Here is a 23,242-nt window from a genome sequence, read left to right as displayed (position 1 = left end):
TTGTCAAAATAAATGGATAAATTAACCTGACACCGTTTCCGGGCCTGCACGAAGGGTCAGATCAGCGGCATCGCGCACGCAAGCACGATCGCCGCGTATAAACCCGCGACGACATCGTCGAGCATGACACCGAAGCCGCCCTTGATGCGGCGGTCGGCCCACGACACCGGCCAGGGTTTCCAGATGTCGAACAGGCGGAACAGCGCGAAGCCGGCGAGCGTCCACGGCCACGCTCGCGGTGCGAGGACGAGCGGCAGCAACGCGATCCACTGGCCGACGAATTCGTCCCAAACGACGACGCCGGGATCGTCGATGCGCAATCGCGCGATCGCGACATTCGATACCCATACGCCGAGCGCGAATGCGAACGCAATGACCGCAACATAGGCCGGCCATTCGAGATCGCGCAGCACGAGCCATGGCAGCAGCGCCGCGAGCGAGCCGGCTGTGCCCGGCGCCCGCGGACTCAAGCCGCTGCCCAAGCCGCACGCGATCCAGCCAGCCGGATGGCCAAGCAGGGCACGCCGCTGCGCCGCGTCGAGCTTCATCCGAAATGATTCCAGCCGCCTCGCTCGAACACGAGCTCGCTGCCGTCGCGGTCGAACAGGCGTACGCGCTCGCCCTCGACCACTCTGCCGATGCGCGTCGCGCCGCAGCCGATGCGCGCGAGGTCGCGTTGCACCTCGGTCGCCCGTGCCGGCGCTGCGCAGAATGCGAGCTCGTAATCGTCGCCGCCGGCCGCCTGCAGCACGAGGCGCTCGTCGCGCTCGAACAGTGCAAGCAACGCCGACGAGGAAGGTAGCGCCTCGGCGTCGAGTTCGATGCCGACGCCACTGCGTTCGGCGATGTGGCCAAGGTCGGCCAGCAGGCCATCGGACACGTCGATGCACGCGCTCGCCAGGTCACGTAGCGCGGCACCCGCGCTGACTCGGGGCAAGGGTCGATTCAGGCGCGCCACGAGTGCTTCGCGCGTATCCGCGGGCGCATTGAACAGCTCCGGTGCGCGCGAATCGGCGCGATCGAGGCAGCGCAGGCCGGCCGCCGCATCCCCGAGCGTGCCGGTGACGAACACGAGGTCGCCGGGGCGCGCGCCATCACGACGCAGTGCGCGTCCGCTCGCAATGAAGCCGTGCACGGTCACACCGACGTTGAGCGGGCCACGCGTGGTATCGCCGCCGACCAGCGCGACGCCGTGTTGCGCGGCGAGTTCGGCGAAGCCATCCGCGAACGCGGCGACGAAATCGCGGCTCGCATCCGGCAAGGTCAGGGCGAGCAACGCCCACGCCGGCGTCGCACCCATCGCAGCAAGATCGGACAGGTTGACCGCGAGTGCCTTCCAGCCGAGATCGCGCGCCGACGCGGCGAACGGGAAATGGACCCCTGCAACCAGGGTATCGGTGCTGACCGCGAGGTCGTGTCCGGCCGGCGGCGAGAGCACGGCGGCGTCGTCGCCGATGCCGAGCCGGACGTCGGCACGCGATACGCTGCAGCGCGAACGGATCACTTCGATCAGGTCGAACTCCACGCACCCTCCTTGCGCAGCCGCGGCGCTACTTGCGCGCCGCGTACTCGGCGGAGCGCCAGGACGCCGCGAGCTTGTCGAGCACGCCGTTGACGTAGGTGTGGCCATGGTCGGCGCCGAAGCGCTTGGTCGTCTCGACCGCCTCGTTGATGACGACGCGGTACGGCACGTCGATGCGCTCGCGCAATTCGTACGCGGCAATGCGCAGCGCGGCACGCTCGATCGGATCGACGCGCGCGATTTCGCGATCGAGATACGGAACGATCGCGGCGTCGAGTTCCGCTTGCAGGCGCACGACGCCGCGCACCAGTTCCTCAAAGTATTCGAGGTCGGCGATCTGCATGTCCTGCTCGTGGCGGAACTGGTCGATCACGCCTTCGATGCGATTGCCGCTCATCTGCCAGGCATACAGCGCCTGCAAGGCGCGGCGACGCGCGCGCGAGCGCGCGGCCGGGTCGATGCCCACGGGCGTGCTCGGGTTCGTCGGGTTCGTCACAGCTTCCTCCACAGATCGATCATTTCCAGCGCCGCCAGCGCGACTTCCTCGCCCTTGTTGCCGTGCGCGCCGCCGGCGCGCGCTTCGGCGTCGGCGTGAACTTCGACCGCGAGCACGCCGTTCAGCACCGGAACGCGGTGTTCGAGCGCAACGCGCATCAAACCTTCCGCGCAGCCGTCGGCGACCTGCTCGTAGTGGCGCGTGTCGCCGCGCACGACGCAGCCGAGCGCGAGGATCGCGCTCGCCCTGCCGTCCGCGGCGAGCTTCGCTGCCGTCTGCGGGATTTCCCACGCACCCGGTACGCGCACGACGTCGATCGCATCGTCGGCGACGCCATGCCCGCGCAGCGCCGCGAGCGCACCTTCGACGAGCGTATCGACGATGCGCGGGTTCCAGCGGCTCGCGACGATCGCGTAGCGCGCGTCCGCTACGGGGCGCAATTCACCGACAAGGGTGGGCATTCGAGCACTGGGGGCTGATGGCTGAGGGCCGGAGTTTACGCGGTTGCGCGGGCGCGCGATTGGATGGGCTTGTGGGAGCCACGCCGTCTCCTGCCTCTGCCTCCTGCCCTCAGCCGTCAGCGCTCAGCCCTCGCTCTTCCACATACCCTTCCACCTCGAGCCCGAAGCCGGCGAGGCCGACCAGCTTGCGCGGCGTTCCGAGCACGCGCAGGCGGCGCACGCCGAGGTCGGCGAGGATCTGCGCACCGAGCCCGAGCCGGCGCCATTGCGCGGGCGTCGCTGGCTCGGCGGCCGGCGCGCCGTGCAGGCGAGCGAGCAATCCGTCGGCCGCATTCTCGTCGGCCAGCACCACCACCACGCCGCGCGCTTCCGCGGCAATGCGCCGCAGCGCCGCCGTCACCGTCAAACCGAGGTCGTCGCGCTCGAGATGCAGCACATCCGAGAGCGTGTTGCGCACATGCACGCGGGTCAGCACCGGCGAGCCGTCGTCGATCTCGCCGCGCACCATCGCGAAATGCAGCTCGCGCGCGAGCACGTCGCGGTAGGCGACCAGCCGGAAGCGACCGAATTCGGTTTCGACCATGGCATCGTGCACGCGCTCGACGGTCTTCTCGGTTTCGAGCCGGTAGCGGATCAGGTCGGCGATCGTGCCGATCTTCAGGCCATGCCTGGCGGCGAAGCGTTCGAGTTCGGGGCGGCGCGCCATGGTGCCGTCCTCGCTGAGGATCTCGACCAGCACGCCGGCCGGCTCCAGCCCCGCGAGCGCGGCGAGGTCGCTTGCTGCCTCGGTGTGTCCCGCGCGCGCGAGCACGCCGCCAGGCTGCGCGGTCAGCGGAAAGATGTGGCCCGGCTGCACGATGTCGACCGGCGAGGCATCCGCGCGCACCGCGGTACGGATCGTGTGCGCGCGGTCGTGCGCGGAGATGCCGGTCGTCACGCCGTCGGCCGCTTCGATCGATACCGTGAAATTCGTGTGGTGCGGCGAGGTGTTGGTCTCGACCATCGGCTTGAGGCCGAGCTGGCGGCACCGCGCGCGCGTCATCGACAGGCAGATGAGGCCCCTGCCCTCGCGCGCCATGAAGTTGATGTCCTCCGGGCGCACCTTCGCCGCGGCCATGATGAGGTCGCCCTCGTTCTCGCGGTCCTCGTCGTCGACGATGACGACCATGCGCCCGGCGCCGATGTCGGCGAGGAGTTCGGGAATCGTCGCGAAACTCATGCGTGCAACCTCTCCAGATAGCGCGCGACGAGATCGACCTCGATATTGACCGTGTCGCCGGCGCGACGCGCGCCGAAGGTCGTCGCGGCGAGCGTGTGCGGGATCAGCGTGACGCCGAAGCCGTCGTCGCCGGCCTCGTTCACGGTCAGGCTGGTGCCGTCGACGCAGATCGAGCCCTTGACCGCGACGTAGCGCGCGAGCTCGCGCGGCAGGCGGAACGTCCAGCGCTGCGAGGCGCCATCGTCATCGATGCGGGCGACCGTGCCGACGCCGTCGACATGCCCGGAAACCAGATGCCCGCCGAGGCGATCCGCCAGTCGCAGCGCCTTTTCGAGATTGACGCCATCGCCGACGCGCAACGCGCCGAGCGTCGTGCGGGCCAGCGTCTCCGCGGAAATGTCGGCGGTCCAGTGCGCGCCATCGATCGCGACGACCGTGAGGCAGACGCCGGCGACCGCGATGCTGTCGCCGAGAGCGACGTCGGCGAGATCGAGCGCGCCGGCGTCGATGACGAGGCGCGCGTCGCCGCCGCGCGCCTCGCGCGACGCGATATGGCCTACGGCCTGGATGATTCCGGTGAACATCGATGCTCCGGTCAGTTCGTTTGCGGACGCAGCAGCAGGCGCATGTCGTCGCCGACCTGGCGCTGCTCCGCCACGCGCAATGTCCAGCGCGCCGCCATGTCCGCGAGCGGCGGCAACGCGAGCAGGGGCCGCGCCGAATCGCCGAGCAGGACCGGTGCCACGTACAGCAGCAGCTCGTCGACGAGACCCGCGGCAAACAGCGCGCCACACAGAGTGGGCCCGGCCTCGACCTGGACTTCGTTGATGCCGCGACTGGCGAGCAACGCCATCACGGCCGCGAGGTCGAACCCCGCCGCATCGACGGCGAGCGCGTGGCGCTCGACACGATCCAAGCGGTCGTCGACGACGCGCGCATCAGGCGCGTGCAGCAGCAGGGTCGGCGCGCTGCCATCGAGTACGTGCGCCGCGCGCGGCGTGCGCAACGAGCGATCGAGCACGACGCGCAGCGGCGGTACAAAGCCCTCCCCAAGGGGAGGGTTTGGGTGGGGATGGTGTTCCGACCGCCGTACATCCAGGCGCGGATCGTCGGCGAGCACGGTGCCGCTGCCGGTCAGGATCGCGCAGCTGCGCGCGCGCCAGCGCTGTACATCGTTGCGCGAGGCCGCGGACGTGATCCATTTCGAGCGGCCATCGGCGAGCGCGGTGCGTCCATCGAGGCTCATCGCGAGTTTGAGCCGCAGCCACGGCCGGCCACGTTCGATACGACTGAAGAAGCCGCGGTTGAGCTCGCGCGCGGCGTCGCGCATCAGGCCGACCTGCACCTCGACGCCGGCGCCACGCAGTCGATCGATGCCGCTGCCCGCACGCTGGAATGCATCCTCGCTCGCGACGACCACGCGCGCGATCCCGGCAGCGATCAGTGCATCCACGCAGGGCGGCGTGCGACCGTGCAGGCCGCAGGGTTCAAGCGTGGCGTACGCAGTCGCACCCTCAGCCTGCGCGCCCGCTTCGGCCAATGCCAGCACTTCCGCATGCGCACCGCCGGCTTTCGCGTGCCATCCCTCGCCAACCACGCGATCGCCGTGCGCGACCACGCAACCGACCCGCGGATTCGGGCGCGTCGTGGCGAGGCCACGCGCGGCCAGACGCAATGCGCGCGCCATCAGCGCGTGATCGATGGGGGAAAACGCGCTCACTTTTCCAGCGTCTTCGGCTTCGCTGCCGCTTCGTGGGCCGACGGCTCCGCCGCCCGCTTGCGTTCCTTGCGCGGCGCGATATCGCCGAGCAACGACAACTGCAGGCCTTCGAGCGAAGGCAGGTCGCGCTCGAGCCGCTCGATTTCCTCGCGGAACGCCTGCACGTCCTCGAAGCTGCGATAGACCGAGGCGAAACGGACGTAGGCGACGTGGTCGAGCTTCTTCAGCTCGCGCATGACCAGTTCGCCAACGCGCAGCGACGGGATTTCGCGCTCGCCGCTGCGACGCAGTTCCTCCACCACCGCGCGCACCGCCGCATCGACCTGTTCGCTGCCGACCGGTCGCTTCTGCAGCGCGCGCATGAAGCCGGTGCGCAGCTTCCCTTCGTCGAACGATTCGCGCCTGCCATCGCCCTTGACCACGTTCGGCAGCTTGATTTCCGCCGTCTCGAACGTGTTGAAGCGTTCACCGCACGCCTCGCACTCGCGCCGCCGCCGGATCGTGGCGCCGTCGTCGGACACACGTGAATCGATCACCCGGGTGTCTTCATGCTGGCAGAAGGGGCAATGCATCAGGCGGCCCGCTCGATGCGCGATTGCGCGGCGACCGCGTCGACGAATGCGCGCACCAGCGGCGGGCAGCGCCCGTCGAGCGCGGCGCGCTCGGGCTGGAACAGCGTCGCGACGAAGAACGGGTGGCCGTCGAGCTCGAGCGCACGTACGTCACCCGCGTCGTCGAGCGCGGCGATGCGCAGCGGACCGCCTTCGAGCGCGGCGCGGAATGCCGCACCGAGGCCGTAGCGGCAGTGGTAGCCTTCTTCGATGCGCGCAACGCCGTATGCGCGCGCGCAGCGCGAACCCGCAACCGGATGCACCGCATCGCGCACCTCGACCAGCGCGCAGCTGAGCGGCACGACCACTGCGCGCGCAGCATCCGGGGCCGTCTCGGCATGATCGGCATCGGCCCAACCGAGCACGTTGCGCGCGTACTCGACCACCGCGTGCTGGAAACCGCCGCAGGTGCCGAGGAACGGCCGCTGCGCTTCGCGCGCATGGCGGATCGCGCGCAGCGCACCGTCCATGTCACGGTAGGGGCTTGCCGGCACGCACCAGAGTCCGTCGAACGCCGCGAGGCGCGCCACATCGTCAACCGTGTCGGTGGCAATCCATTCAACGTCGAGCGGCTGCGCGGCGGCTTCGCCCGCGAGCGCAAGCGCGCGTGGAATCGCGCGATGCGCGACGACCATGTCGTCGCGATCGCCGACCAAGCCGATGCGCAGCGCCCGCATCGCCCGCCTCAGCCGTACACCGGGTACTTGCGGCACTGCGCGGTGACCTGTTCGCGCACGCGCGCGATCACGCCGGCGTCGCCGGGCGCGTCGAGCACGTCGCAGATCCAGTTCGCGAGGTCGACGCAATCCTGTTCCTTGTAACCGCGAGTGGTCACCGCAGGCGTGCCGATGCGCAGGCCCGAGGTCACGAACGGCGAGCGCGGATCGTTCGGCACGGCGTTCTTGTTGACCGTGATGTGCGCCTCCCCGAGTGCGGCTTCCGCGTCCTTGCCGGTGACGTCGCGGCCGATCAGGTCGATCAGCATCAGATGGTTCTCGGTGCCGCCGGAAACGATCTTGTAGTCGCGTGCGATGAACGCTTTCGCCATCGCCTGCGCATTCTTCACGACCTGCGCCTGGTATTGCTTGAACGCCGGTTCCAGCGCTTCCTTGAACGCGACCGCCTTGGCCGCGATCACGTGCATGAGCGGGCCGCCCTGGATGCCCGGGAAGACCACGCTCTGCAGCTTCTTGACGAGGTCGTCCGACGCGCCCTTCGCGACGATGATGCCGCCGCGCGGGCCGCGCAGGGTCTTGTGCGTGGTCGACGTCACGACGTGCGCGTGCGGCAGCGGACTCGGGTAGACGCCGGCGGCGACGAGGCCGGCCACGTGCGCCATGTCGACGAAGAACAAGGCACCGACCGAATCGGCGATCGTGCGCATGCGCGCCCAGTCGACCACCTGCGAGTAGGCGCTGAAACCGCCGACCAGCATCTTCGGCTTGTGCTCGCTTGCGAGGCGCTGCACTTCGTCGTAGTCGATCATCCCGTTCGCGTCGACGCCGTACTGCACCGCGTTGAAGATCTTGCCGCTGAGGTTGACCTTGGCGCCATGCGTGAGATGGCCGCCGTGGGCGAGGCTCATGCCGAGGATCGTGTCGCCCGGTTGCAGCAGCGCGAAGTACACCGCCTGGTTCGCCTGCGAACCCGAATGCGGCTGCACGTTCGCGTAGTCGGCATCGAACAACTGCTTGACGCGTTCGAGCGCAAGCGATTCGGCGATGTCGACATATTCGCAACCGCCGTAATAGCGCTTCCCCGGATAGCCCTCGGCGTACTTGTTGGTGAGCAGCGAACCCTGTGCTTCGAGTACGCGCGGACTCGCGTAGTTTTCCGAGGCGATCAGTTCGACATGGTCTTCCTGGCGCCGGCCCTCGGCGGCAATCGCCTTGGCCAGTGCATCGTCGTAGCCGGCAATCGTGCAGTCCTTCGGGAACATCCTGACCTCGTGGGTGGCGAGCGGGAGCGGGACCGCCAAGTGTACCCGCCTGCCCGCGAATGCGGGGTCGAGGGGATATTGTCAAACGTTTGCGTACGATGTACGGTACAACGTACGCAACGCTAGGGGCCTACCATGCCGACCTCCATTCCCCCGTATCCGGGCGCGCTGCTGCTGCGCTGGGCGCTGTGCCTCATCGCGCTCGCGCCGACCGGATCGCACGCCGCCAGTGGTGTCGGCTTCGCCACGATCGAGGCGCGCGATCCGGTTGGTACAGGCGCCCTGCCCGGGATGGTGTTCTATCCGTCCGAGGTCGCCCCCGGAACCACCGTGATCGGCGCCTACACGGTTGCGGCAAACGCAGGCGCTCCGCCCACCCCTGGCGCGAAGCCGCTGATCGTGATCTCTCACGGGCACGGCGGTTCCATGCTCGGCCACCACGATCTCGCGACCGCGCTCGCCCGCGAAGGCTATGTCGTCACCACGCTCGAGCATCCGAAGGACAACTACCGCGATACGACCGGCGCAGGCACGCCCGAAGTGCTCGCCGGACGGCCGCGGCAGGTGTCGGCGATGATCAGCCATCTGCTTGCACAACCGCGCTGGAAGGCGCTGATCGACCCCTCGCGCATCGGCGTAGCGGGTTTTTCCGCGGGCGGCTACACCAGCCTGCTGCTCGTCGGCGCGGTGCCCGCGTTCGAACGCATCAACGGCTATTGCGAGCGCCATCCCGACGACCCGGAAATGTGCTGGTTCGCGCGCCTGTCCGCCGACGAACGCACGCAAAGCCTCGCTGATCTGCATGCGGGCCTGACGCGCTGGGGCGCTACCGCCGATCCACGCGTGCGTGCCGCATTCGTGATGGCGCCGCTCAGCCTGTTCTTCGAGGGGCAAGGTCTGGCGACGACTACCCGGCCCGTTTTCCTCTACTACGCACAGGATGACCATGTGTTGCTGCCGGACGAAAACGCGCTGCACATCCGGCCGCTGCTGAAGAACCTCGTCGACGCCAAGGCCGTCGCGGACGCCGATCACTGGGTTTTCATGGCGCCGTGTACCGCCGCACTCGCCGCGCGCGTGAAGGACATCTGCAACGACCCGCCCGGAGTCGATCGCGCTAAGGTGCATGCGCAGATCGATGCGGATGCGCTCGCGTTCTTCGCCCGCACACTCGCGCCGAAGTCACGCTGATGCCGGCCGCACTCAGCGAACAGGAAATCGAGGCATTCCGCGAGCGCATCTGCGCCGCTGCCGCACGCCTGTTCGTCGACGAAGGCCCGGCCGCGGTGACCATGCGCCGAGTCGCACGGCAACTCGGCTGCGGCACGATGACCGCCTACCGCTACTTCGCCGGCAAGGAACAGATCATGACCGCGGTGCGCACGCGCGGCCTGCATCGTTTCTCCGACGCGCTCGAGCGCGCGCTCGATTCACCCGGCGACGGCCGCACCCGCAGCCGCGCGGTGCGCGATGCCTACATCGCGTTCGCGCGCGCAGACACGGCGACATACCGGCTGATGTTCGAGTATCCGCACGCCGACCACGGCGACCCCGCCTGGCGCGCCGCGCATGCGCGCATGTGGCGCACGATCGCCGCACATGTCGACGTGCTGATCGCCGAAGGCGCGATCGAGGCCGACGCGCCGATCCTCGGCCACCAGATCTGGGCCTCCCTGCACGGCGCGGTGATGCTCGAGATCGCCGGCCTGCTGCCGGCCGGATACGACGCCGCTTCGCTGCATACGCGCACTGTCGCCGCCTTGTTCGAGACCGCGCGGACGAGCCGGGACTGACGCCCGCCGCCGCGCGTGCAGGCGACCAGCCGCAGCAGTCGCAAATCGGCGATAATGCGCGGCTAACCCATCGATTCACCCCCGCTCGCGCCCTGCGGCGCCTGCGCGGTCCACGCCCGGAGCCAGGCATGCAATACATCTACACGATGATCGGCGTCAGCAAGGTCGTCCCGCCCAAGCGCCAGATCATCAAGGACATCTCGCTGTCGTTCTACCCCGGCGCGAAGATCGGCCTGCTCGGCCTGAACGGCGCCGGCAAGTCGACCGTGCTGCGCATCATGGCGGGCACCGACAAGGACTACCAGGGCGAAGCTCGCCCCGAGCCGGGCATCAAGATCGGTTTCCTCGAACAGGAACCGCAGCTCGATCCGGCCAAGACGGTGCGCGAGGTCGTCGAGGAAGGCGTCTCCGAGATCATCGGTGCGCAGCAGCGGCTGGACGAGATCTACGCCGCGTACGGCGAGGAAGGCGCGGACTTCGACAAGCTCGCGGCCGAACAGCAGCGCCTGGAAAACCTGCTGGCGGCAAACGATGCGCATGCGCTGGAGCGCCAGCTCGAAGTCGCCGCCGACGCGCTGCGCCTGCCGCCGTGGGACGCGAACGTGGCCAAGCTGTCCGGCGGCGAGAAGCGCCGCGTCGCGCTGTGCCGCCTGTTGCTGTCCAAGCCCGACATGCTGCTGCTCGACGAGCCGACCAACCATCTCGACGCCGAATCGGTCGAGTGGTTGGAGCACTACCTGCACGACTATCCCGGCACCGTCGTCGCGGTCACCCATGACCGCTACTTCCTCGACAATGCGGCCGAATGGATCCTCGAACTCGACCGCGGTCGCGGCATCCCCTGGAAGGGCAACTATTCGTCCTGGCTGGAGCAGAAGGACGAGCGCCTCAAGCAGGAGGAATCGAGCGAGAAGGCACGCCAGAAGGCGATCCAGCGCGAACTCGAATGGGCGCGCAGCAATGCCAAGGGCGGCCGCAGCAAGGGCAAGGCGCGTCTTGCGCGGATCGAGGAACTGCAGGCGGTCGACTACCAGAAGCGCAACGAGACCAACGAGATCTTCATTCCGCCGGGCGAGCGCCTCGGCAGCCAGGTGCTGGAATTCAAGGGGGTCACGAAATCGTTCGGCGATCGCCTGCTCATCGACGATCTCAGCTTCACCGTCCCGCCCGGCGCGATCGTCGGCATCATCGGCCCGAACGGTGCCGGCAAGTCGACCCTGTTCAAGATGATCATCGGCAAGGAAACGCCGGACAAGGGCGAGATCGTCAAGGGCCAGACCGTCAACATCGCCTACGTCGACCAGAGCCGCGAGAAGCTCGAAGGCAACCACAACGTCTTCCAGGAAATCTCCGGCGGTGCCGACATCCTCAACATCAATGGCATCGAGATCCAGTCGCGCGCGTATCTCGGTCGCTTCAACTTCCGCGGTCCGGACCAGCAGAAACTCGTCGGCACGCTGTCCGGCGGCGAGCGCGGACGCCTGCACCTGGCCAAGACCCTGTTGCAGGGCGGCAACGTGCTGCTGCTCGACGAACCATCGAACGACCTCGACATCGAAACGCTGCGCGCGCTCGAGGACGCCCTGCTCGAGTTCCCCGGCAACGTGTTCGTGATCTCGCACGACCGCTGGTTCCTCGACCGCATCGCCACCCACATCCTCGCGTTCGAGGGCGACTCGCACGTCGAGTTCTTCCCCGGCAACTACAAGGAATACGAGGAAGACAAGAAGCGTCGCCTCGGCGACGAGGCGGCGCAGCCGCATCGGCTGCGCTACAAAAAACTCGTCTGATCGCGGCATCGACCGAGGGGAATGTCGTGACGTTCGTGCAATCGCTGCAAGCTGCCTGGCGCCGCAACGACTCGCTCGTCTGCGTCGGGCTGGACCCCGAGCCGGCGAAGTTCCCGCAATGTTTCGCCGGCGATCCCGATGCGGTGTTCGGCTTCTGTCGCGCGATCGTCGATGCAACCGCCGATCTCGTCTGTGCGTTCAAGCCGCAGATCGCGCATTTCGCCGCGCTCGGCGCTGAGGACGCGCTGCGACGCCTGATAGCGCACATCCATGCGGCGCATCCGGGCGTGCCGGTGATCCTCGACGCGAAGCGCGGCGACATCGGTTCAACCGCACAGAACTACGTGATCGAAGCGTTCGACCGCTACGGCGCCGATGCCGTGACGGTGAATCCGTATCTCGGCCGCGATTCGTTGCAACCGTTCCTCGACCGCGCCGACAAGGGCGTGATCGTCCTTTGCCGCACCTCCAATGCTGGCGCCGGCGACCTGCAGGATCTCGTCGTCGAGGGGCGACCGCTGTACCAGCACGTCGCGGCGAAGGTCGCGAACGAATGGAACGCGAACGGCAACTGCGTGCTCGTCGTCGGCGCGACCTGGCCGCAGCAGTTGCGCGACGTGCGCACGCTCGTCGGTGACGTGCCATTCCTCGTACCCGGTGTCGGCGCGCAAGGCGGCGACGTCGAGGCAGTCGTGAAGAATGGCTGCACGAGCGACGGCACCGGCCTGCTCGTGAGTTCCTCGCGCGCGATCCTCTACGCAAGCGGCGGCGACGATTTCGCCGATGCGGCGCGCAACGCAGCGCGCGTCCTGCGCGACGCGATCAATTCCGTTCGCAAGACGTAGGGCGGTACGCGCGCAGCGCGTGCCGCCGTCGTTGGACGCCGCCGCGAGCCTGCGGCGGGACTCGCGCTTCGCGCTCGACCCGCCCTACGACATGCATCGCGCGCGATCCTCTACGCAAGCGGCGGCGATGATTTCGCCGATGCGGCACGCCGCGCGACACGGGCGCTGCGCGAGCAGATCAACGTCGCTAGCAGCCGCCCGGCGCAGCTTGTGGAAGCGAGCTCGAATCGCTCTTGTCCTAGTCGTCGGCGATTTCGAGTCCCGGGAACAGCGCTTCGGTGTAGCCGAACTTCGTGAAGTCGGTGATGCGCGAGGGGTACAGGCGGCCGACCAGGTGGTCGCACTCGTGCTGGACGACGCGGGCATGGAAGCCTTCGGCGACGCGATCGATCGCCGTGCCCGCGGGATCGATGCCGGTGTAGCGGATCTGCGTCCAGCGATTCACGGCGCCGCGCAATCCGGGCACCGACAGGCAGCCTTCCCAGCCTTCCTCCTGCTCCTCCGACAATGCCGTGATCGTCGGGTTGAGCAGGATCGTGCGCGGCACTGCGGGCGCATCGGGATAGCGTTCGCTGCGCTCGAAGCCGAAGATCACCAGCTGCAGGTCGACACCGATCTGCGGCGCCGCGAGGCCGACCCCGCCGGCATCGTGCATGGTGTCGAACATGTCGGCGATCAGCGCGTCGAGGTCCGCGCTGGCGATCATTGCGGGCGGCACGGGCGGCGCCACGCGCAGAAGGCGCGGATCGCCCATCTTGAGGATTTCGCGAATCATCGGTGCAGAGCCTGGCCTTGTACGCGCGCAATTATCGCGCAGCCGAGCCATCCCGGCCTGCAGCGGCCCGGCGCGAATCCGCCTGCCGCGCCCTTCGATTTCGGCCTGGGGGTCTGCGCCCAGGGCGAACGGATTCTGCAACCCAAGGCTCGGCTCCGGACCGGGCTGGCGTGACGCCCGCCGGGGCTTGTGCTTTGATACCGGGCTGCGGCGCCTGCCGCGGTTTTCGACAAGGGGTAGTGCATGAGTTCCCAACCGGCTGCGGCCGCACCCGTCGCGCAGCTCACCGTCCGCGCCGTGATCCTCTCGGTGATCCTCGCGATGATCCTCGCCGCGGCGAATGCCTATCTCGGGCTGTTCGCCGGCCTGACCATCGCGACCGCGATTCCGGCTGCGGTGGTGTCGATGGCAGTGCTGCGCCTGCTCGGCGGCGGCACGATCCTCGAGAACAACATCGTGCAGACCGGCGCGTCGGCCGGTTCGTCGATCGCGGCCGGCGTGATCTTCACGATCCCGGCGCTGGTCATGCTCGGCGCATGGCAGGACTTCAAGTATTCGTGGGTGCTCGCGATCGCCGGTCTCGGCGGCCTGCTCGGCGTGCTGTTCTCGGTGCCGCTGCGCCGCTCGATGATCGTCGAGGAACCGCTCGCGTTCCCGGAAGGCAAGGCCGCTGCGGAAGTGCTGCGCGCGGGCGAGAATCCGGGTCCGGGCGTGAAGATCCTTGCCGTCGCAGGCGCGATCGGCGCACTGGTCAAGCTCGCCGCCGAGAGCGGCCTGCGGATGATCCCGGACAACGCGGTCGGCTCCGGCTTTATCGGCAAGTACCTCGGCTACATGGGCACGAACCTGTCGCCGGCGCTGCTCGGCGTGGGCTACATCATCGGCCTCAACGTCAGCATCGTCGTCGTGTCGGGCAGCATCCTGTCCTACAACATCGCGATCCCGCTCTACCACGCGTTCTTCATGAACCACGATCCTGCGCTCGCGCTGCAACTGGCCGGCGCCAGCGCGGCGGATGCGGCGGCGATGATCCGTTCGGCGCAGGTGCGCTACCTCGGCGTCGGCGCAATGCTGATCGGTGGCGTGTGGACGCTGTTCTCGCTGCGCAAGTCGCTCGTCTCCGGGATCAAGAGTGGCATCGCCGCCGCGCGCAAGGGCAGCGGTGGCGCGACGATCGCCGAGACCGAGCGCGACCTGCCGATGAAGTGGATGCTGGTTGCGCTGGTCGCATTCACCCTGCCCCTGCTCGCGCTGTACCAGGCGATCGTCGGCATGTGGTGGGTGAGCATCCCGATGACGATCATCATGATCGTCGCCGGCTTCCTGTTCGTGTCGGTGTCGGGCTATCTCGCGGGGCTGGTGGGCTCGTCGAACAACCCGGTCTCCGGGATCACGATCGCGACGATCCTGTTCGCCTCGGTCGTGCTGATGCTGCTGCTCGGTCCCGATTCGAAGATCGGCCCGGTCGCCGCGATCATGATCGGCGCGGTGGTCTGCTGCGCGGCGGCCGTCGGTGGCGACAACCTGCAGGATCTCAAGGCCGGCTATCTGGTCGGCGCGACGCCGTGGAAGCAGCAGTTGATGCTCATGATCGGCGCGTTCTCGTGCTCGCTCGTGATGGCGCCGGTGCTGAACCTGCTCGCGACCGCCTACGGCATCGGCCCGAAGGATGCATTGCATCCGAACTCGCTCGAAGCGCCGCAGGCGATGCTGATGGCGTCGGTGGCCAAGGGCCTGTTCGGCGGCCACCTGCCGTGGGACATGATCGGCATCGGCGCGCTGATCGGCGCCGCGATCATCGCGCTGGACGAGTGGCTGAAGTCGCGCGGCTCGCACTTCCGCGTGCCCGTGCTTGGCGCCGCGATCGGCATCTACCTCCCGCTCGAACTGATGGTGCCGATCTTCCTCGGCGGCCTGATCTCGTGGTTCGTCGAAAAGAAGCATGGCGTGCATCCGCACGACGAGGCCGAGCGCGATCGCGTGCACCGCCCGGGCACGCTGTTCTCGGCCGGCCTCATCACCGGCGAAGCGCTGACCGGCATCCTCATCGCGATCCCGATCGTCGTGTCCGGCAAGGCCGACGTGCTTGCCCTGCCGGAGAAGCTGCACTTCGGCCAGCTCGCCGGCCTCGCCGTACTCGCCGTCGTCGGCTGGCTGCTCTACCGCAGCGCGACGCGGCGCACGGCATAGCCAGAGTCCACTCCGCGGAGGGCGCGGCCTCGCCGAGCCCTCGTGCATCGATTTCGCAGGAGCTTCAATGTTCGCCAGCGCTGCCTTCCTCGTTGCCGCCTCGGTTTTCGGGGCATCGGACATCATCTATTCCGACACGTTCGATCTGAGCGCGGATGGTTGCCCGGACAGTTCTTCACGCCTGTCGATCAGCCGTATCCGTTACCCGAACACCAACAATTCGGTACGGTTGTTCGGTGACCTCACGCGCTTCGAGGGCATCTGGGGTCACGCGACCAGCAGTGACGCGGAACTCGCCTGGCCTGGCGGGAACCAGTACACGTCGGCAATCCTCGACTTCGACAAGGACAAGTTCGTGGCCGCGCGCTTCCACGTGCCACCGGATTTCCCGACCAGCGACTATGGCTTCTTTGTCTACGCGTCCTACTATTCGGGCCCGTTGCTGACGCTGTCGCTGAGCGAGCGCTGCGGCGATTTCGCGCCCGTGGACGCGCGCTGCGTCGCGACGCGCGGCACCGGCGAAATCTTCGAGAACAAGTGGCGCATCGCGCCGAGCGCGATCAATTGCCCTCTGACGCCGGGCGCGGACTATTTCGTCAACATCCGGCTCGCCGACCCGCAGGCGACGGACTGCGGCGGCAACCCGAGCTGCCAACTGGCGATAGGCAACGTGCTTGGCCACTGAAGCGCGCAACTCTTTAACATACGAAATTCGCCGCTTGTTACACTGTAAGGCGCCTGAAACAAGCGATGAGGTGACCCGTGTTCGCGACGAGTGCATTGCTACTCTCCGCCTCCCTGCTCGCTGCGGGCGATGTCGTCTTTAGCGACACCTTCGACCTTTCGTTGGACGGCTGTCCCGACAGCTCGATCCGCGCGTCGCGCGGCGACATCCGCTACCCGACGACCGGCTATTCGTTGCGCCAGGACGTCGACCTCACGCTGTTCGAAAATATCTGGGGCCACTCGAACAACAATGACAGCGTCGTGCCTTGGCCCGGCCGCAACGGCTCCTCGCCGGCGTTGTTGCATTTCGGCAAGAACCAATTCTTCGCGGCGCGATTCCATGTGCCGCCCGGCATCACGACGACGAGCTCAGGGTTCTACGGCTACTCGACCTATTTTTCCGGCCCTTTGATGGAGATCGCGATCAGCACCACGTGCGGCGACTTCCTGCCCGCCAACACGGCATGCGTAAGTACGCGTGGCGCGGGCGAGTCGTTTGGCAAATGGCGTATCTCGCCGAACGTGCAGAACTGTCCGTTGACTCCCGACACCGACTACTTCGTGAACGGGCGTCTCGTCAACGCACAGCCACAGGACTGCATCGGTCAGCCCGAATGCTCGATCGGCTTGAACAGCACGTTCAACAACTGAGTCGCTTCATCGCCGCCGCGCCGACTTGAGCAGCCCGGCAGTGACGAAGTGTGACCAGATTCCAAGCCACACGGCCGCGCGCAGCAGCGGGTTGCGCGCGGCGGGATCGAACTTGGTGAAGTAGCGCCACATGCCCCGGTGCTTGTGGCGCGCGACGAACAGCGGTCGCGCTCGACTGGAGCTGCCCTGCGCATGTGCCACCCGGGTGCCCGGATCGATCGCGACGCGCCAACCGGCGTCGCGCACGCGCCGGCACAGGTCGAGGTCCTCGGCATGCAGGAAGTATCCTTCATCGAAACCGCCGACCCGCTCGAACGCGGCACGCGGCAGGATCATGCACGCGCCGGACACGGCCTCGACCGTTTCGACACCCGCCCCGTTCGCCGGCGGCATTTCGACGCCCTGCCACGCGGGCCAGCGCGCTTCCAGCCGCGCAAGGCCGGTCAGCGTCGCCAGCGCGCGGCGCAAGGTCGGATCGCGGCGCCGGTTGCCGCGCGCCGGACGGCCATCGGTATCGGTGACCTGCACGCCGAGCATGCCGATGCGCGGATCGCTCGACAACGCCGCACGCACGCGCCCGATGAAGTCGTGCGGGGCGATGCAATCGGGATTGAGCAGCACGAACACGTCGCCGACTGCCTGCGCGGCACCGCGGTTGCATGCGGGGCCGAAGCCGAGATTGCCCGCATTGCGCAGTACCCGCAGGCGCGCATCGGCGCGGTGCGCCGCCTCGACCTGCTCCACCACGCCATCGCCCGAGGCATTGTCGACCAGCAGCAGTTCGAGCGGATCGCGCGCTGCCAGGATCGATTCGACGCAGCTGCGCAGCAGGGGGCCGCTGTCGGCCGCGACGACGATGACGCTGGTGAGTCCGGCGATCGACTCCGTACCCACGACGAAGGTCAGACCGCGCCGAGCAGGCGCGCGCCCTGGTCGCGCGCGCACGACCACAACGCGGGCCAGGCCTCGTACGCGCCGGCGAGTTCGGTCGTTTCCTTGCGCAGGCGGGTCGCGCACGCGGCTTCGTCGATGCCTTCCGGCCAGTCGCCGAGGCGCGGTGGCGCCTTCGCGATCAGCGCCTTGCCGTTCTCCTGGATGATCGTGCGCACATCGGCCTGCCAGTACACCGGCGCGTCGGGTGCGCCGTCGTACTGGTTCTGCAGACGCTCGATCAGGTCTGCGCGCGAATAGGCGAGGTAGTCCTGCAACTGGCGCAAGCAGCCGCGCTCGTTTGCTCCACCGATGTCACGCAAGTGTGCGGCAAGCAGGCGCAGGCGTTGCGCCGGGTCATCCGCGTTGAACTGCGGCAATTGCCTGCGCACGAAGTCGGTCACGAAATAATTGAAGCGCGGCGCGTGCGCCGCGAGCGTCTGCGTGGATCGTTTGCGCTGCGACTCCTGCACGTGGCCGATCGCGAGCGGCAGCTCGAGCATGAGCGCCCCGTCATGGCACAGCTCGGCCACGCTCGAGAACAAGGCGTCCTCGCCGCGACCGAGCGGATTCGTGCACGGCAACATGACGCTGTTGTCGAACGCAAACGGACTGAACGTGCCGGCGCCCGCCGCGCGAGCCTGCCGGTAGCCGTACCAGACGCTGCCGCCCTCGACATTGCGCAGGTAGCTGTCGCGATCGCGCGTGAATTCGGCGCGGTCTTCCGGCGACAGATGATACAGCCACAGGCCCGATTCGGAGCGCGCGCTGCCATAGCTGCCATGATGGGTGGTGCGGATCGGTGCGCCGCCATGCAGATGGTCGAGGCGGCTCAGGGTCAGTCCGCGCAATGCAGCCGGCTCGATCGCGTAGCGCCGCGACGAGGTCAGCGCGCCGAGCGGCCGTCCCACCACGTCCAGATGCAATTCGAACGGATCCTCTTCGACCTCCTCGCCGGCACCGAGCGCGTTGTCGATGTTGCGGAAGAAGCGCGTGGTCGACGCCGCCGATGGATTCGGATCCAGGCCTTCGCGCATGTCCTCCAGCCGGCGCAGCGGCAGGCGATGGTCGTCGTCGAGCAGGATCGCGCGCGCGCCTGCCGACAGCAGCATCGCGACGTTCCACGAGCGTCCTCCACCGAAGCGGCCCGGCTCGCTGCCGCCGGCGAGCCACGCCAGGCTTTGCGCCGCCTGCGGCACGGCGCGCGCGAGCGAGTCGAGCAGGCGCTGGCGTTCGGCGGCGCCGATGTAGGTCAGCTTGCAGCCGGTCGCGCGGGCGAATTCGCGCAGCAGGTCGCGATGGCGATTCGCCGCGTCGCGCGAGGTGGAGTCGTCGAGCAACACGTAGTGGCGATTGGCGCGGAAACGCCGTTCGTAATCGGCCAGCGTGGCAAGCAGCCGCTCGACGCGATCCGGACGTTCGCAGGCGCGGATGAACACGGCTCGCAGCGGCTCCGGCTCCGCCGCAGCGGCACCCGCCACACGCTTCAGGAACTCGCTGTCCGACACGAGCAGACCACGCCGGGTCAGGCTCTCGAGCACGCGCACGACGCCTTCGCGCTGCGAGGCAAGCCCGGGGATCGTCGCCATGATGCGCGCGACGTGCTCGTCGAGCGTGCGGAACTCGCGGCTCTGGTCGAGCGCCTGCAGCACCTGGAAGGTCATCACATGCGTCTCGCCGCTGCGCTTGACCTGGAAGATGCATTCGTTGTTCGACAGCGAGGCCACCACGCCGTCCTCGGACGCGTACAGCGGCGCGGCGGGGTCGATGCGCGGCGACGCACCGGGTGTCCCGGCACCGTAGTTGATCTGATAGTTGAATTGGCTGCTCATCGGTCTACCGGTTGCGGCGCCACCAGCGCCAGTCGCGCACAGGCGCGGATGCAGGCTGCGCACGCGACCGTTCGAGTTCGGCCTCGAGCTCGGCGATGCGGGCGCCAGCGCTGATGTTCTTGCGGATTTCGTGATTGTAGTGTGCGTAGACCGATTCCTGGTCGTCACCGAACACGGACAGGTCCGGCAGGTCCGCCGGACACTCACGCCGGGCACACACCGCGACGTAGTACATCGGCGCATGGGCCAGGCCGGGCTGCACGGTCTCGTCGCTGCGCTGCGCGGTCAGCGCCTCGCTCGTCGCCGGCGCGCCATCCAGCGACCAGATGGCCGACTGGAACAGGAGCTTCTGTCCGTACAAGCGTATCGACGGGAAATGCGGACGCAGCAATGCAAGCAGTTCCTCGCGATACAGCTCGCGCACATGGAACTCATTGCGAAAGCCGGCCAGTTCGCTGTAGGTGCGCTTGTCCGGCGAGGAAATGACCAGCACGCCGTCGTCGGCGAGCACGCGCGCGAAGCCCTGCAACAGCTGCTCCTGCGCGGCGAGATGCTCGAGCGTCTCGAACGAGACGACCAGATCGAATGAGCCGTCGGCGAATGGCAGGGAGGTCGCGTCGCCGCATTCGTAGCGCAGGCGCGGCAAGGCCGCGTAGCGCGAACGCGCATGCGCCACGGCCGCCGCGTCGATGTCGATGCCGACCACGTCCGCCGCAACGCTCGACAGCATCGCCGATCCGTAGCCTTCGCCGCACGCCGCGTCGAGCACGCGCCGGCCGACCGCGAGCCGGCGCGCGAATGCATAGCGGTGCCAGTGCTCGTACCAGATCTCGCGCACGCACTCGGGTGTGAAGCGCTCGCCGGTGAAGGGAAGCTGGTCGCTCATGGCCCACCCTCCCGGGCGGGGGAGTGCCAGCGATGCGCCAGTTGCACCAGGCCGAACTCACGCGTCGCGCCACGGATCGTCACGCTGCGCTCGAGCGTGTCGAAGACACGCACGCCTTCGGGGTCCATCGGATGCACGCGCACGGTATAGCTGCCGGGCAGCAACGGCAACGCCGGGAACTCGAGCTCGCAGGCGTATTCGCCGGGCCCGAGCCGAACCGGCACATGCCCGTCCATCTCGCTGCTGACGCCATACACCGGCGTGCCATCGGCGCGCACGATGCCGACCGCGATGCATGGCACGCGATCCTCGCGCGAGCGGATGCGAGCCTGCAAACGCAACGCATCACCGCGCTCCAGCAACAGCGGCGCGGTTGCCGCGTTGCCGTTGAGTGCGACATCGAGCACGCTGAATTCGACGTTGTGCCGATCGGCGTTGTCGATGGCCATGTCAGGTGCCGCTTTGCGCTCGTGCCAGGCGAGATAGGCCTGGGTGACATCGAACACGTCGCCGGTCATCGCGACTTCTCCATCGCGCAGCCAGCACGCATGCCGGCACAGCTTCTGAATGTGATACATGCTGTGCGAAACGAGGATCAGGGTGCCGCCATCGGCAAGGTAATCCTGCATCCACTTCACGCACTTCTTCTGGAATGACTCGTCGCCGACCGCGAGCACCTCGTCGGTGATGAGCAGGTCCGGCTTCAACGACGCGATCACCGCGAAGCCGAGCCGCACGACCATGCCGGAGGAATAGTGCTTCACCGGTTCGTCGATGTAACGGCCGATGTCGGCGAATTCGATGATCTCCGGCAGGCGTCGACGCAGTTCGGCCGCGCTGATTCCGTGCAGCGCAGCCGCCATCGTGATGTTGTCGCGCCCGCTGTATTCGGGATGGAACCCGGCGCCCAGTTCGAGCAAGGCGCCGACTTCACCGTTCACGCGCACGCGGCCGGTGGTCGGCGTGAGTACGCCGGTCAGCAACTTGAGCAGGGTCGACTTGCCGGCGCCGTTCGCGCCGATCAGGCCGAGCGATTCGCCGCGGCGAACCTCGAGGTCGACGTCGCGCAATACACTGATGCGATCCCGATCGGTTCCACTGAACAGCAACCGGCCGAGTGCGCGAATGCGGTCGCTGCTCCGATGCACCTTCGGATAGGCCTTGCCGAGGCCACGCGCTTCGATCAGCACGTTGCTCACAGAAAGTCCTCGAAGTGCGGATCGAGTCGACGAAACAGCCAGTGGCCCAGCAGCAGGCACAACACGGCGGTGGTGAGCGCGATGCCGACCTGCGCCAGTTCGATGCGACCATGGTGGAGCAGCAGGGCGCGGAACGATTCGGCGTAGAAAGTGAACGGGTTGAGGTCGAGCCAGCCCTGGAAGCGATCGGGCAACAGGGTTCGATCGTAGAAGACCGGCGCGGCGAACATCAGCAGCGGCAACAGCTGGCCCAAGGCCTGGATGAGGTCACGCACGAAGACCTGGATCGCGGCACACGCGAGCGCGAGTCCCAGAGCGAGCGCGAACAGCGGCAGGTACAACAGCAGCGCCAGCGGCAGCATTGAGAGGGAAATGCTCTCGCCCAGCAGCCCCATGACCACCACGATGGCGACGAAACCGGCCACATGGATCGCGAAACTCGAGCACACCGCCGCCACCACCAGCACCTCGCGCGGCAACGCGACTTTGCCGATCAGCGCCGCATTGTCCTGGACCGCGGTGGTCGAACGCAGGATCGCCTCGGCGAAGGCGGTCCACGGCCACAGTGCGGTGACGAGGAACGGCACGTAACCGGGCGCATCCGCGCCGGGGACGCGCGCCTTGAAGATGTGCACGAACACGAGCGAGTAGACGGCCAGTTGCAGCAGCGGTTGCAGCACCGCCCACAGGCCACCGGAGAAGCTGCCCGCGAAACGGTTGCGCAGCTCGCGCTGCACGAAGCGCAGCGTCAGTGCGACCGGCATCACGGGCGCGAGAAGCCGCTGGAACGTCGAGCGCGCGCACAGGATGGCTGCATGGCCATGCGCACGCCGCTGCTCACTTGCCCGCGGGTGAAGTCGCCTCGTCGGCGTAACGCTGGCGCAACGACGCTACCAGAGCCTCATTGGCATCCATCGGCTGGTTGCGCAGCGCGTCGGTGTGACCCTTGACCTGCTTGTCCACGAATTCGCTACGCAGGCGCGCGGCGATCTCGCCCTTGACCTCTTCGAAGCTGCGCTTTTTCGCTTCTTCGCGCTTGACCAGTTCGATCACGTGGTAGCCGAAGCCGGTCTTGACCACCGGCGAAATTTCGTTCGGCTTCATCAGCTCGCCCGAAGCTTGGGCGAACTCCGGCGCGTACTTGCCGCTGGCCGCATCGACGATGACGCCGTGGTTGTCGGCCTTGCTGGGATCGTCGGAATATTTCTCCACCAGGGCGTCGAAGCCGGCAGGATCGGCTTTCGCTTCGACGGCCACCTTGTCCGCCAGGGCCTTTGCTTCTTCGTCGCTGCGCTCCTTGGTGGAGATCAGCACATGCTTGACCGTCACCGTCACCGGCAGCAGGTACTTCTCCTTGTGCGCAATGTATTCCTCGCGCGCCAGCTCATCCAGGTTGGGCACTTTCACGTCGGTACGGAATTGCTGCATGCGGATCTTGGCCAGTTCGGTGTCGATGGCCAGCTCGATCTGCGACTGGGTTGCCGGCGACTTGTCGATTCCCGCGGCACGCGCCTCGGCAGCGAGCTGTTTTTGCAGCAGCAGGTTGGTCAGCAGCGACTCGATGCGATTGGGATTGTCGAAGAAGCCGCGCCGGTCCTTCGCCGGCACGCTCTTCGCGAACGCGTCCACGTCGGCCAGCGTGACACTGACGTCACCC

Annotated in this window: 24 protein-coding genes; 7 read left to right on the top strand and 17 right to left on the bottom strand. The window is 67.6% G+C overall.

The genetic code is table 11. The features are described 5' to 3' along the window. Positions 1-56: 56 nt before the first annotated feature. The 10 genes from ACILRJ_RS16325 to glyA all read right to left on the bottom strand — a co-directional run bounded on the left by ACILRJ_RS16325 (position 57) and on the right by glyA (position 7,968). Positions 57-548, bottom strand: coding sequence for a phosphatidylglycerophosphatase A (locus ACILRJ_RS16325; protein ID WP_395684270.1), 492 nt, complete (start codon positions 546-548; stop codon positions 57-59). Next, positions 545-1,525, bottom strand: a complete 981-nt coding sequence (gene thiL / locus ACILRJ_RS16320; protein WP_395684269.1) for a thiamine-phosphate kinase — start codon at positions 1,523-1,525, stop codon at positions 545-547. Before thiL ends, ACILRJ_RS16325 begins: the two co-directional genes overlap by 4 nt. Before the next feature lie 25 nt (positions 1,526-1,550). Continuing rightward, the gene (nusB, locus tag ACILRJ_RS16315; protein WP_395684268.1) at positions 1,551-2,018 is read right to left on the bottom strand and encodes a transcription antitermination factor NusB; all 468 of its coding nucleotides are present in this window, start codon (positions 2,016-2,018) and stop codon (positions 1,551-1,553) included. Continuing rightward, a complete protein-coding gene (gene ribH / locus ACILRJ_RS16310; protein WP_395684267.1) occupies positions 2,015-2,479 on the bottom strand; it encodes a 6,7-dimethyl-8-ribityllumazine synthase in 465 nt (154 codons plus the stop codon). The genes nusB and ribH overlap by 4 nt, the downstream gene beginning before the upstream one ends. Positions 2,480-2,588: 109 nt before the next feature. Continuing rightward, positions 2,589-3,698: a 3,4-dihydroxy-2-butanone-4-phosphate synthase gene (gene ribB, locus ACILRJ_RS16305; protein ID WP_395684266.1), complete on the bottom strand. Its 1,110-nt coding sequence runs from the start codon at positions 3,696-3,698 to the stop codon at positions 2,589-2,591. Continuing rightward, complete coding sequence (locus tag ACILRJ_RS16300; RefSeq protein WP_395684265.1) at positions 3,695-4,282, bottom strand: riboflavin synthase; 588 nt, start codon at positions 4,280-4,282, stop codon at positions 3,695-3,697. Before ACILRJ_RS16300 ends, ribB begins: the two co-directional genes overlap by 4 nt. 11 nt (positions 4,283-4,293) lie before the next feature. Then, positions 4,294-5,385, bottom strand: coding sequence for a bifunctional diaminohydroxyphosphoribosylaminopyrimidine deaminase/5-amino-6-(5-phosphoribosylamino)uracil reductase RibD (gene ribD / locus ACILRJ_RS16295; RefSeq protein WP_395684387.1), 1,092 nt, complete (start codon positions 5,383-5,385; stop codon positions 4,294-4,296). A gap of 29 nt (positions 5,386-5,414) precedes the next feature. After that, complete coding sequence (gene nrdR, locus ACILRJ_RS16290; protein ID WP_395684264.1) at positions 5,415-5,990, bottom strand: transcriptional regulator NrdR; 576 nt, start codon at positions 5,988-5,990, stop codon at positions 5,415-5,417. After that, positions 5,990-6,706 carry a CTP synthase gene (locus tag ACILRJ_RS16285; protein ID WP_395684263.1) on the bottom strand — a complete coding sequence of 239 codons (717 nt, stop codon included), beginning with the start codon at positions 6,704-6,706 and terminating at the stop codon, positions 5,990-5,992. Before ACILRJ_RS16285 ends, nrdR begins: the two co-directional genes overlap by 1 nt. 8 nt (positions 6,707-6,714) lie before the next feature. Further along, positions 6,715-7,968 (bottom strand): serine hydroxymethyltransferase, encoded by a 1,254-nt coding sequence (gene glyA / locus ACILRJ_RS16280; RefSeq protein WP_395684386.1) that lies wholly within the window; start codon positions 7,966-7,968, stop codon positions 6,715-6,717. Positions 7,969-8,103: 135 nt separating this feature from the next. Here glyA and ACILRJ_RS16275 point away from each other — a divergent pair, with 135 nt between their 5' ends. The 4 genes from ACILRJ_RS16275 (at position 8,104) to pyrF (ending at position 12,396) form a co-directional block, all read left to right on the top strand. Continuing rightward, positions 8,104-9,159 carry an alpha/beta hydrolase family protein gene (locus tag ACILRJ_RS16275; RefSeq protein ID WP_395684262.1) on the top strand — a complete coding sequence of 352 codons (1,056 nt, stop codon included), beginning with the start codon at positions 8,104-8,106 and terminating at the stop codon, positions 9,157-9,159. Further along, positions 9,159-9,761 carry a TetR/AcrR family transcriptional regulator gene (locus tag ACILRJ_RS16270; protein ID WP_395684261.1) on the top strand — a complete coding sequence of 201 codons (603 nt, stop codon included), beginning with the start codon at positions 9,159-9,161 and terminating at the stop codon, positions 9,759-9,761. The genes ACILRJ_RS16275 and ACILRJ_RS16270 overlap by 1 nt, the downstream gene beginning before the upstream one ends. 128 nt (positions 9,762-9,889) lie before the next feature. Then, a complete protein-coding gene (gene ettA / locus ACILRJ_RS16265) occupies positions 9,890-11,551 on the top strand; it encodes an energy-dependent translational throttle protein EttA (RefSeq protein ID WP_395684260.1) in 1,662 nt (553 codons plus the stop codon). A 26-nt stretch (positions 11,552-11,577) separates the two neighbouring features. Further along, the gene (gene pyrF / locus ACILRJ_RS16260) at positions 11,578-12,396 is read left to right on the top strand and encodes an orotidine-5'-phosphate decarboxylase (RefSeq protein ID WP_395684259.1); all 819 of its coding nucleotides are present in this window, start codon (positions 11,578-11,580) and stop codon (positions 12,394-12,396) included. 238 nt (positions 12,397-12,634) lie between these two features. Here the strand turns inward: pyrF and def are convergent, their stop codons facing one another. Next, the gene (gene def / locus ACILRJ_RS16255; RefSeq protein WP_395684258.1) at positions 12,635-13,171 is read right to left on the bottom strand and encodes a peptide deformylase; all 537 of its coding nucleotides are present in this window, start codon (positions 13,169-13,171) and stop codon (positions 12,635-12,637) included. A gap of 243 nt (positions 13,172-13,414) precedes the next feature. On the opposite strand from def, the gene ACILRJ_RS16250 reads away from it, so the two are divergent. The 3 genes from ACILRJ_RS16250 (at position 13,415) to ACILRJ_RS16240 (ending at position 16,738) form a co-directional block, all read left to right on the top strand. Continuing rightward, positions 13,415-15,361, top strand: a complete 1,947-nt coding sequence (locus ACILRJ_RS16250) for an OPT family oligopeptide transporter (RefSeq protein WP_395684257.1) — start codon at positions 13,415-13,417, stop codon at positions 15,359-15,361. Positions 15,362-15,428: 67 nt separating this feature from the next. Continuing rightward, positions 15,429-16,046 (top strand): hypothetical protein, encoded by a 618-nt coding sequence (locus ACILRJ_RS16245; protein ID WP_395684256.1) that lies wholly within the window; start codon positions 15,429-15,431, stop codon positions 16,044-16,046. A gap of 77 nt (positions 16,047-16,123) precedes the next feature. Next, positions 16,124-16,738 (top strand): hypothetical protein, encoded by a 615-nt coding sequence (locus ACILRJ_RS16240; RefSeq protein WP_395684255.1) that lies wholly within the window; start codon positions 16,124-16,126, stop codon positions 16,736-16,738. Positions 16,739-16,744: 6 nt separating this feature from the next. Here the strand turns inward: ACILRJ_RS16240 and ACILRJ_RS16235 are convergent, their stop codons facing one another. The 6 genes from ACILRJ_RS16235 to ACILRJ_RS16210 form a co-directional block, all read right to left on the bottom strand. Continuing rightward, entirely contained in the window at positions 16,745-17,632 is an 888-nt protein-coding gene (locus tag ACILRJ_RS16235) for a glycosyltransferase family 2 protein (protein WP_395684254.1), read from the bottom strand. Positions 17,633-17,640: 8 nt separating this feature from the next. Next, positions 17,641-19,500, bottom strand: coding sequence for a hypothetical protein (locus ACILRJ_RS16230; RefSeq protein ID WP_395684253.1), 1,860 nt, complete (start codon positions 19,498-19,500; stop codon positions 17,641-17,643). A 4-nt stretch (positions 19,501-19,504) separates the two neighbouring features. Further along, positions 19,505-20,386, bottom strand: coding sequence for a methyltransferase domain-containing protein (locus ACILRJ_RS16225; protein ID WP_395684252.1), 882 nt, complete (start codon positions 20,384-20,386; stop codon positions 19,505-19,507). Further along, positions 20,383-21,585, bottom strand: coding sequence for an ABC transporter ATP-binding protein (locus ACILRJ_RS16220; protein WP_395684251.1), 1,203 nt, complete (start codon positions 21,583-21,585; stop codon positions 20,383-20,385). Before ACILRJ_RS16220 ends, ACILRJ_RS16225 begins: the two co-directional genes overlap by 4 nt. Further along, positions 21,582-22,349, bottom strand: a complete 768-nt coding sequence (locus ACILRJ_RS16215) for an ABC transporter permease (RefSeq protein ID WP_395684250.1) — start codon at positions 22,347-22,349, stop codon at positions 21,582-21,584. The genes ACILRJ_RS16220 and ACILRJ_RS16215 overlap by 4 nt, the downstream gene beginning before the upstream one ends. A gap of 73 nt (positions 22,350-22,422) precedes the next feature. Beyond that, complete coding sequence (locus ACILRJ_RS16210) at positions 22,423-23,214, bottom strand: peptidylprolyl isomerase (protein ID WP_395684249.1); 792 nt, start codon at positions 23,212-23,214, stop codon at positions 22,423-22,425. Positions 23,215-23,242 lie beyond the last annotated feature (28 nt).

This window comes from Dokdonella sp. (genome assembly GCF_044227025.1).
Taxonomy (GTDB): Bacteria; Pseudomonadota; Gammaproteobacteria; order Xanthomonadales; family Rhodanobacteraceae; genus Dokdonella_A.
Note: the sequence above shows the minus strand (reverse complement) of the source record. Positions and strands in the feature narration are given on the sequence as shown.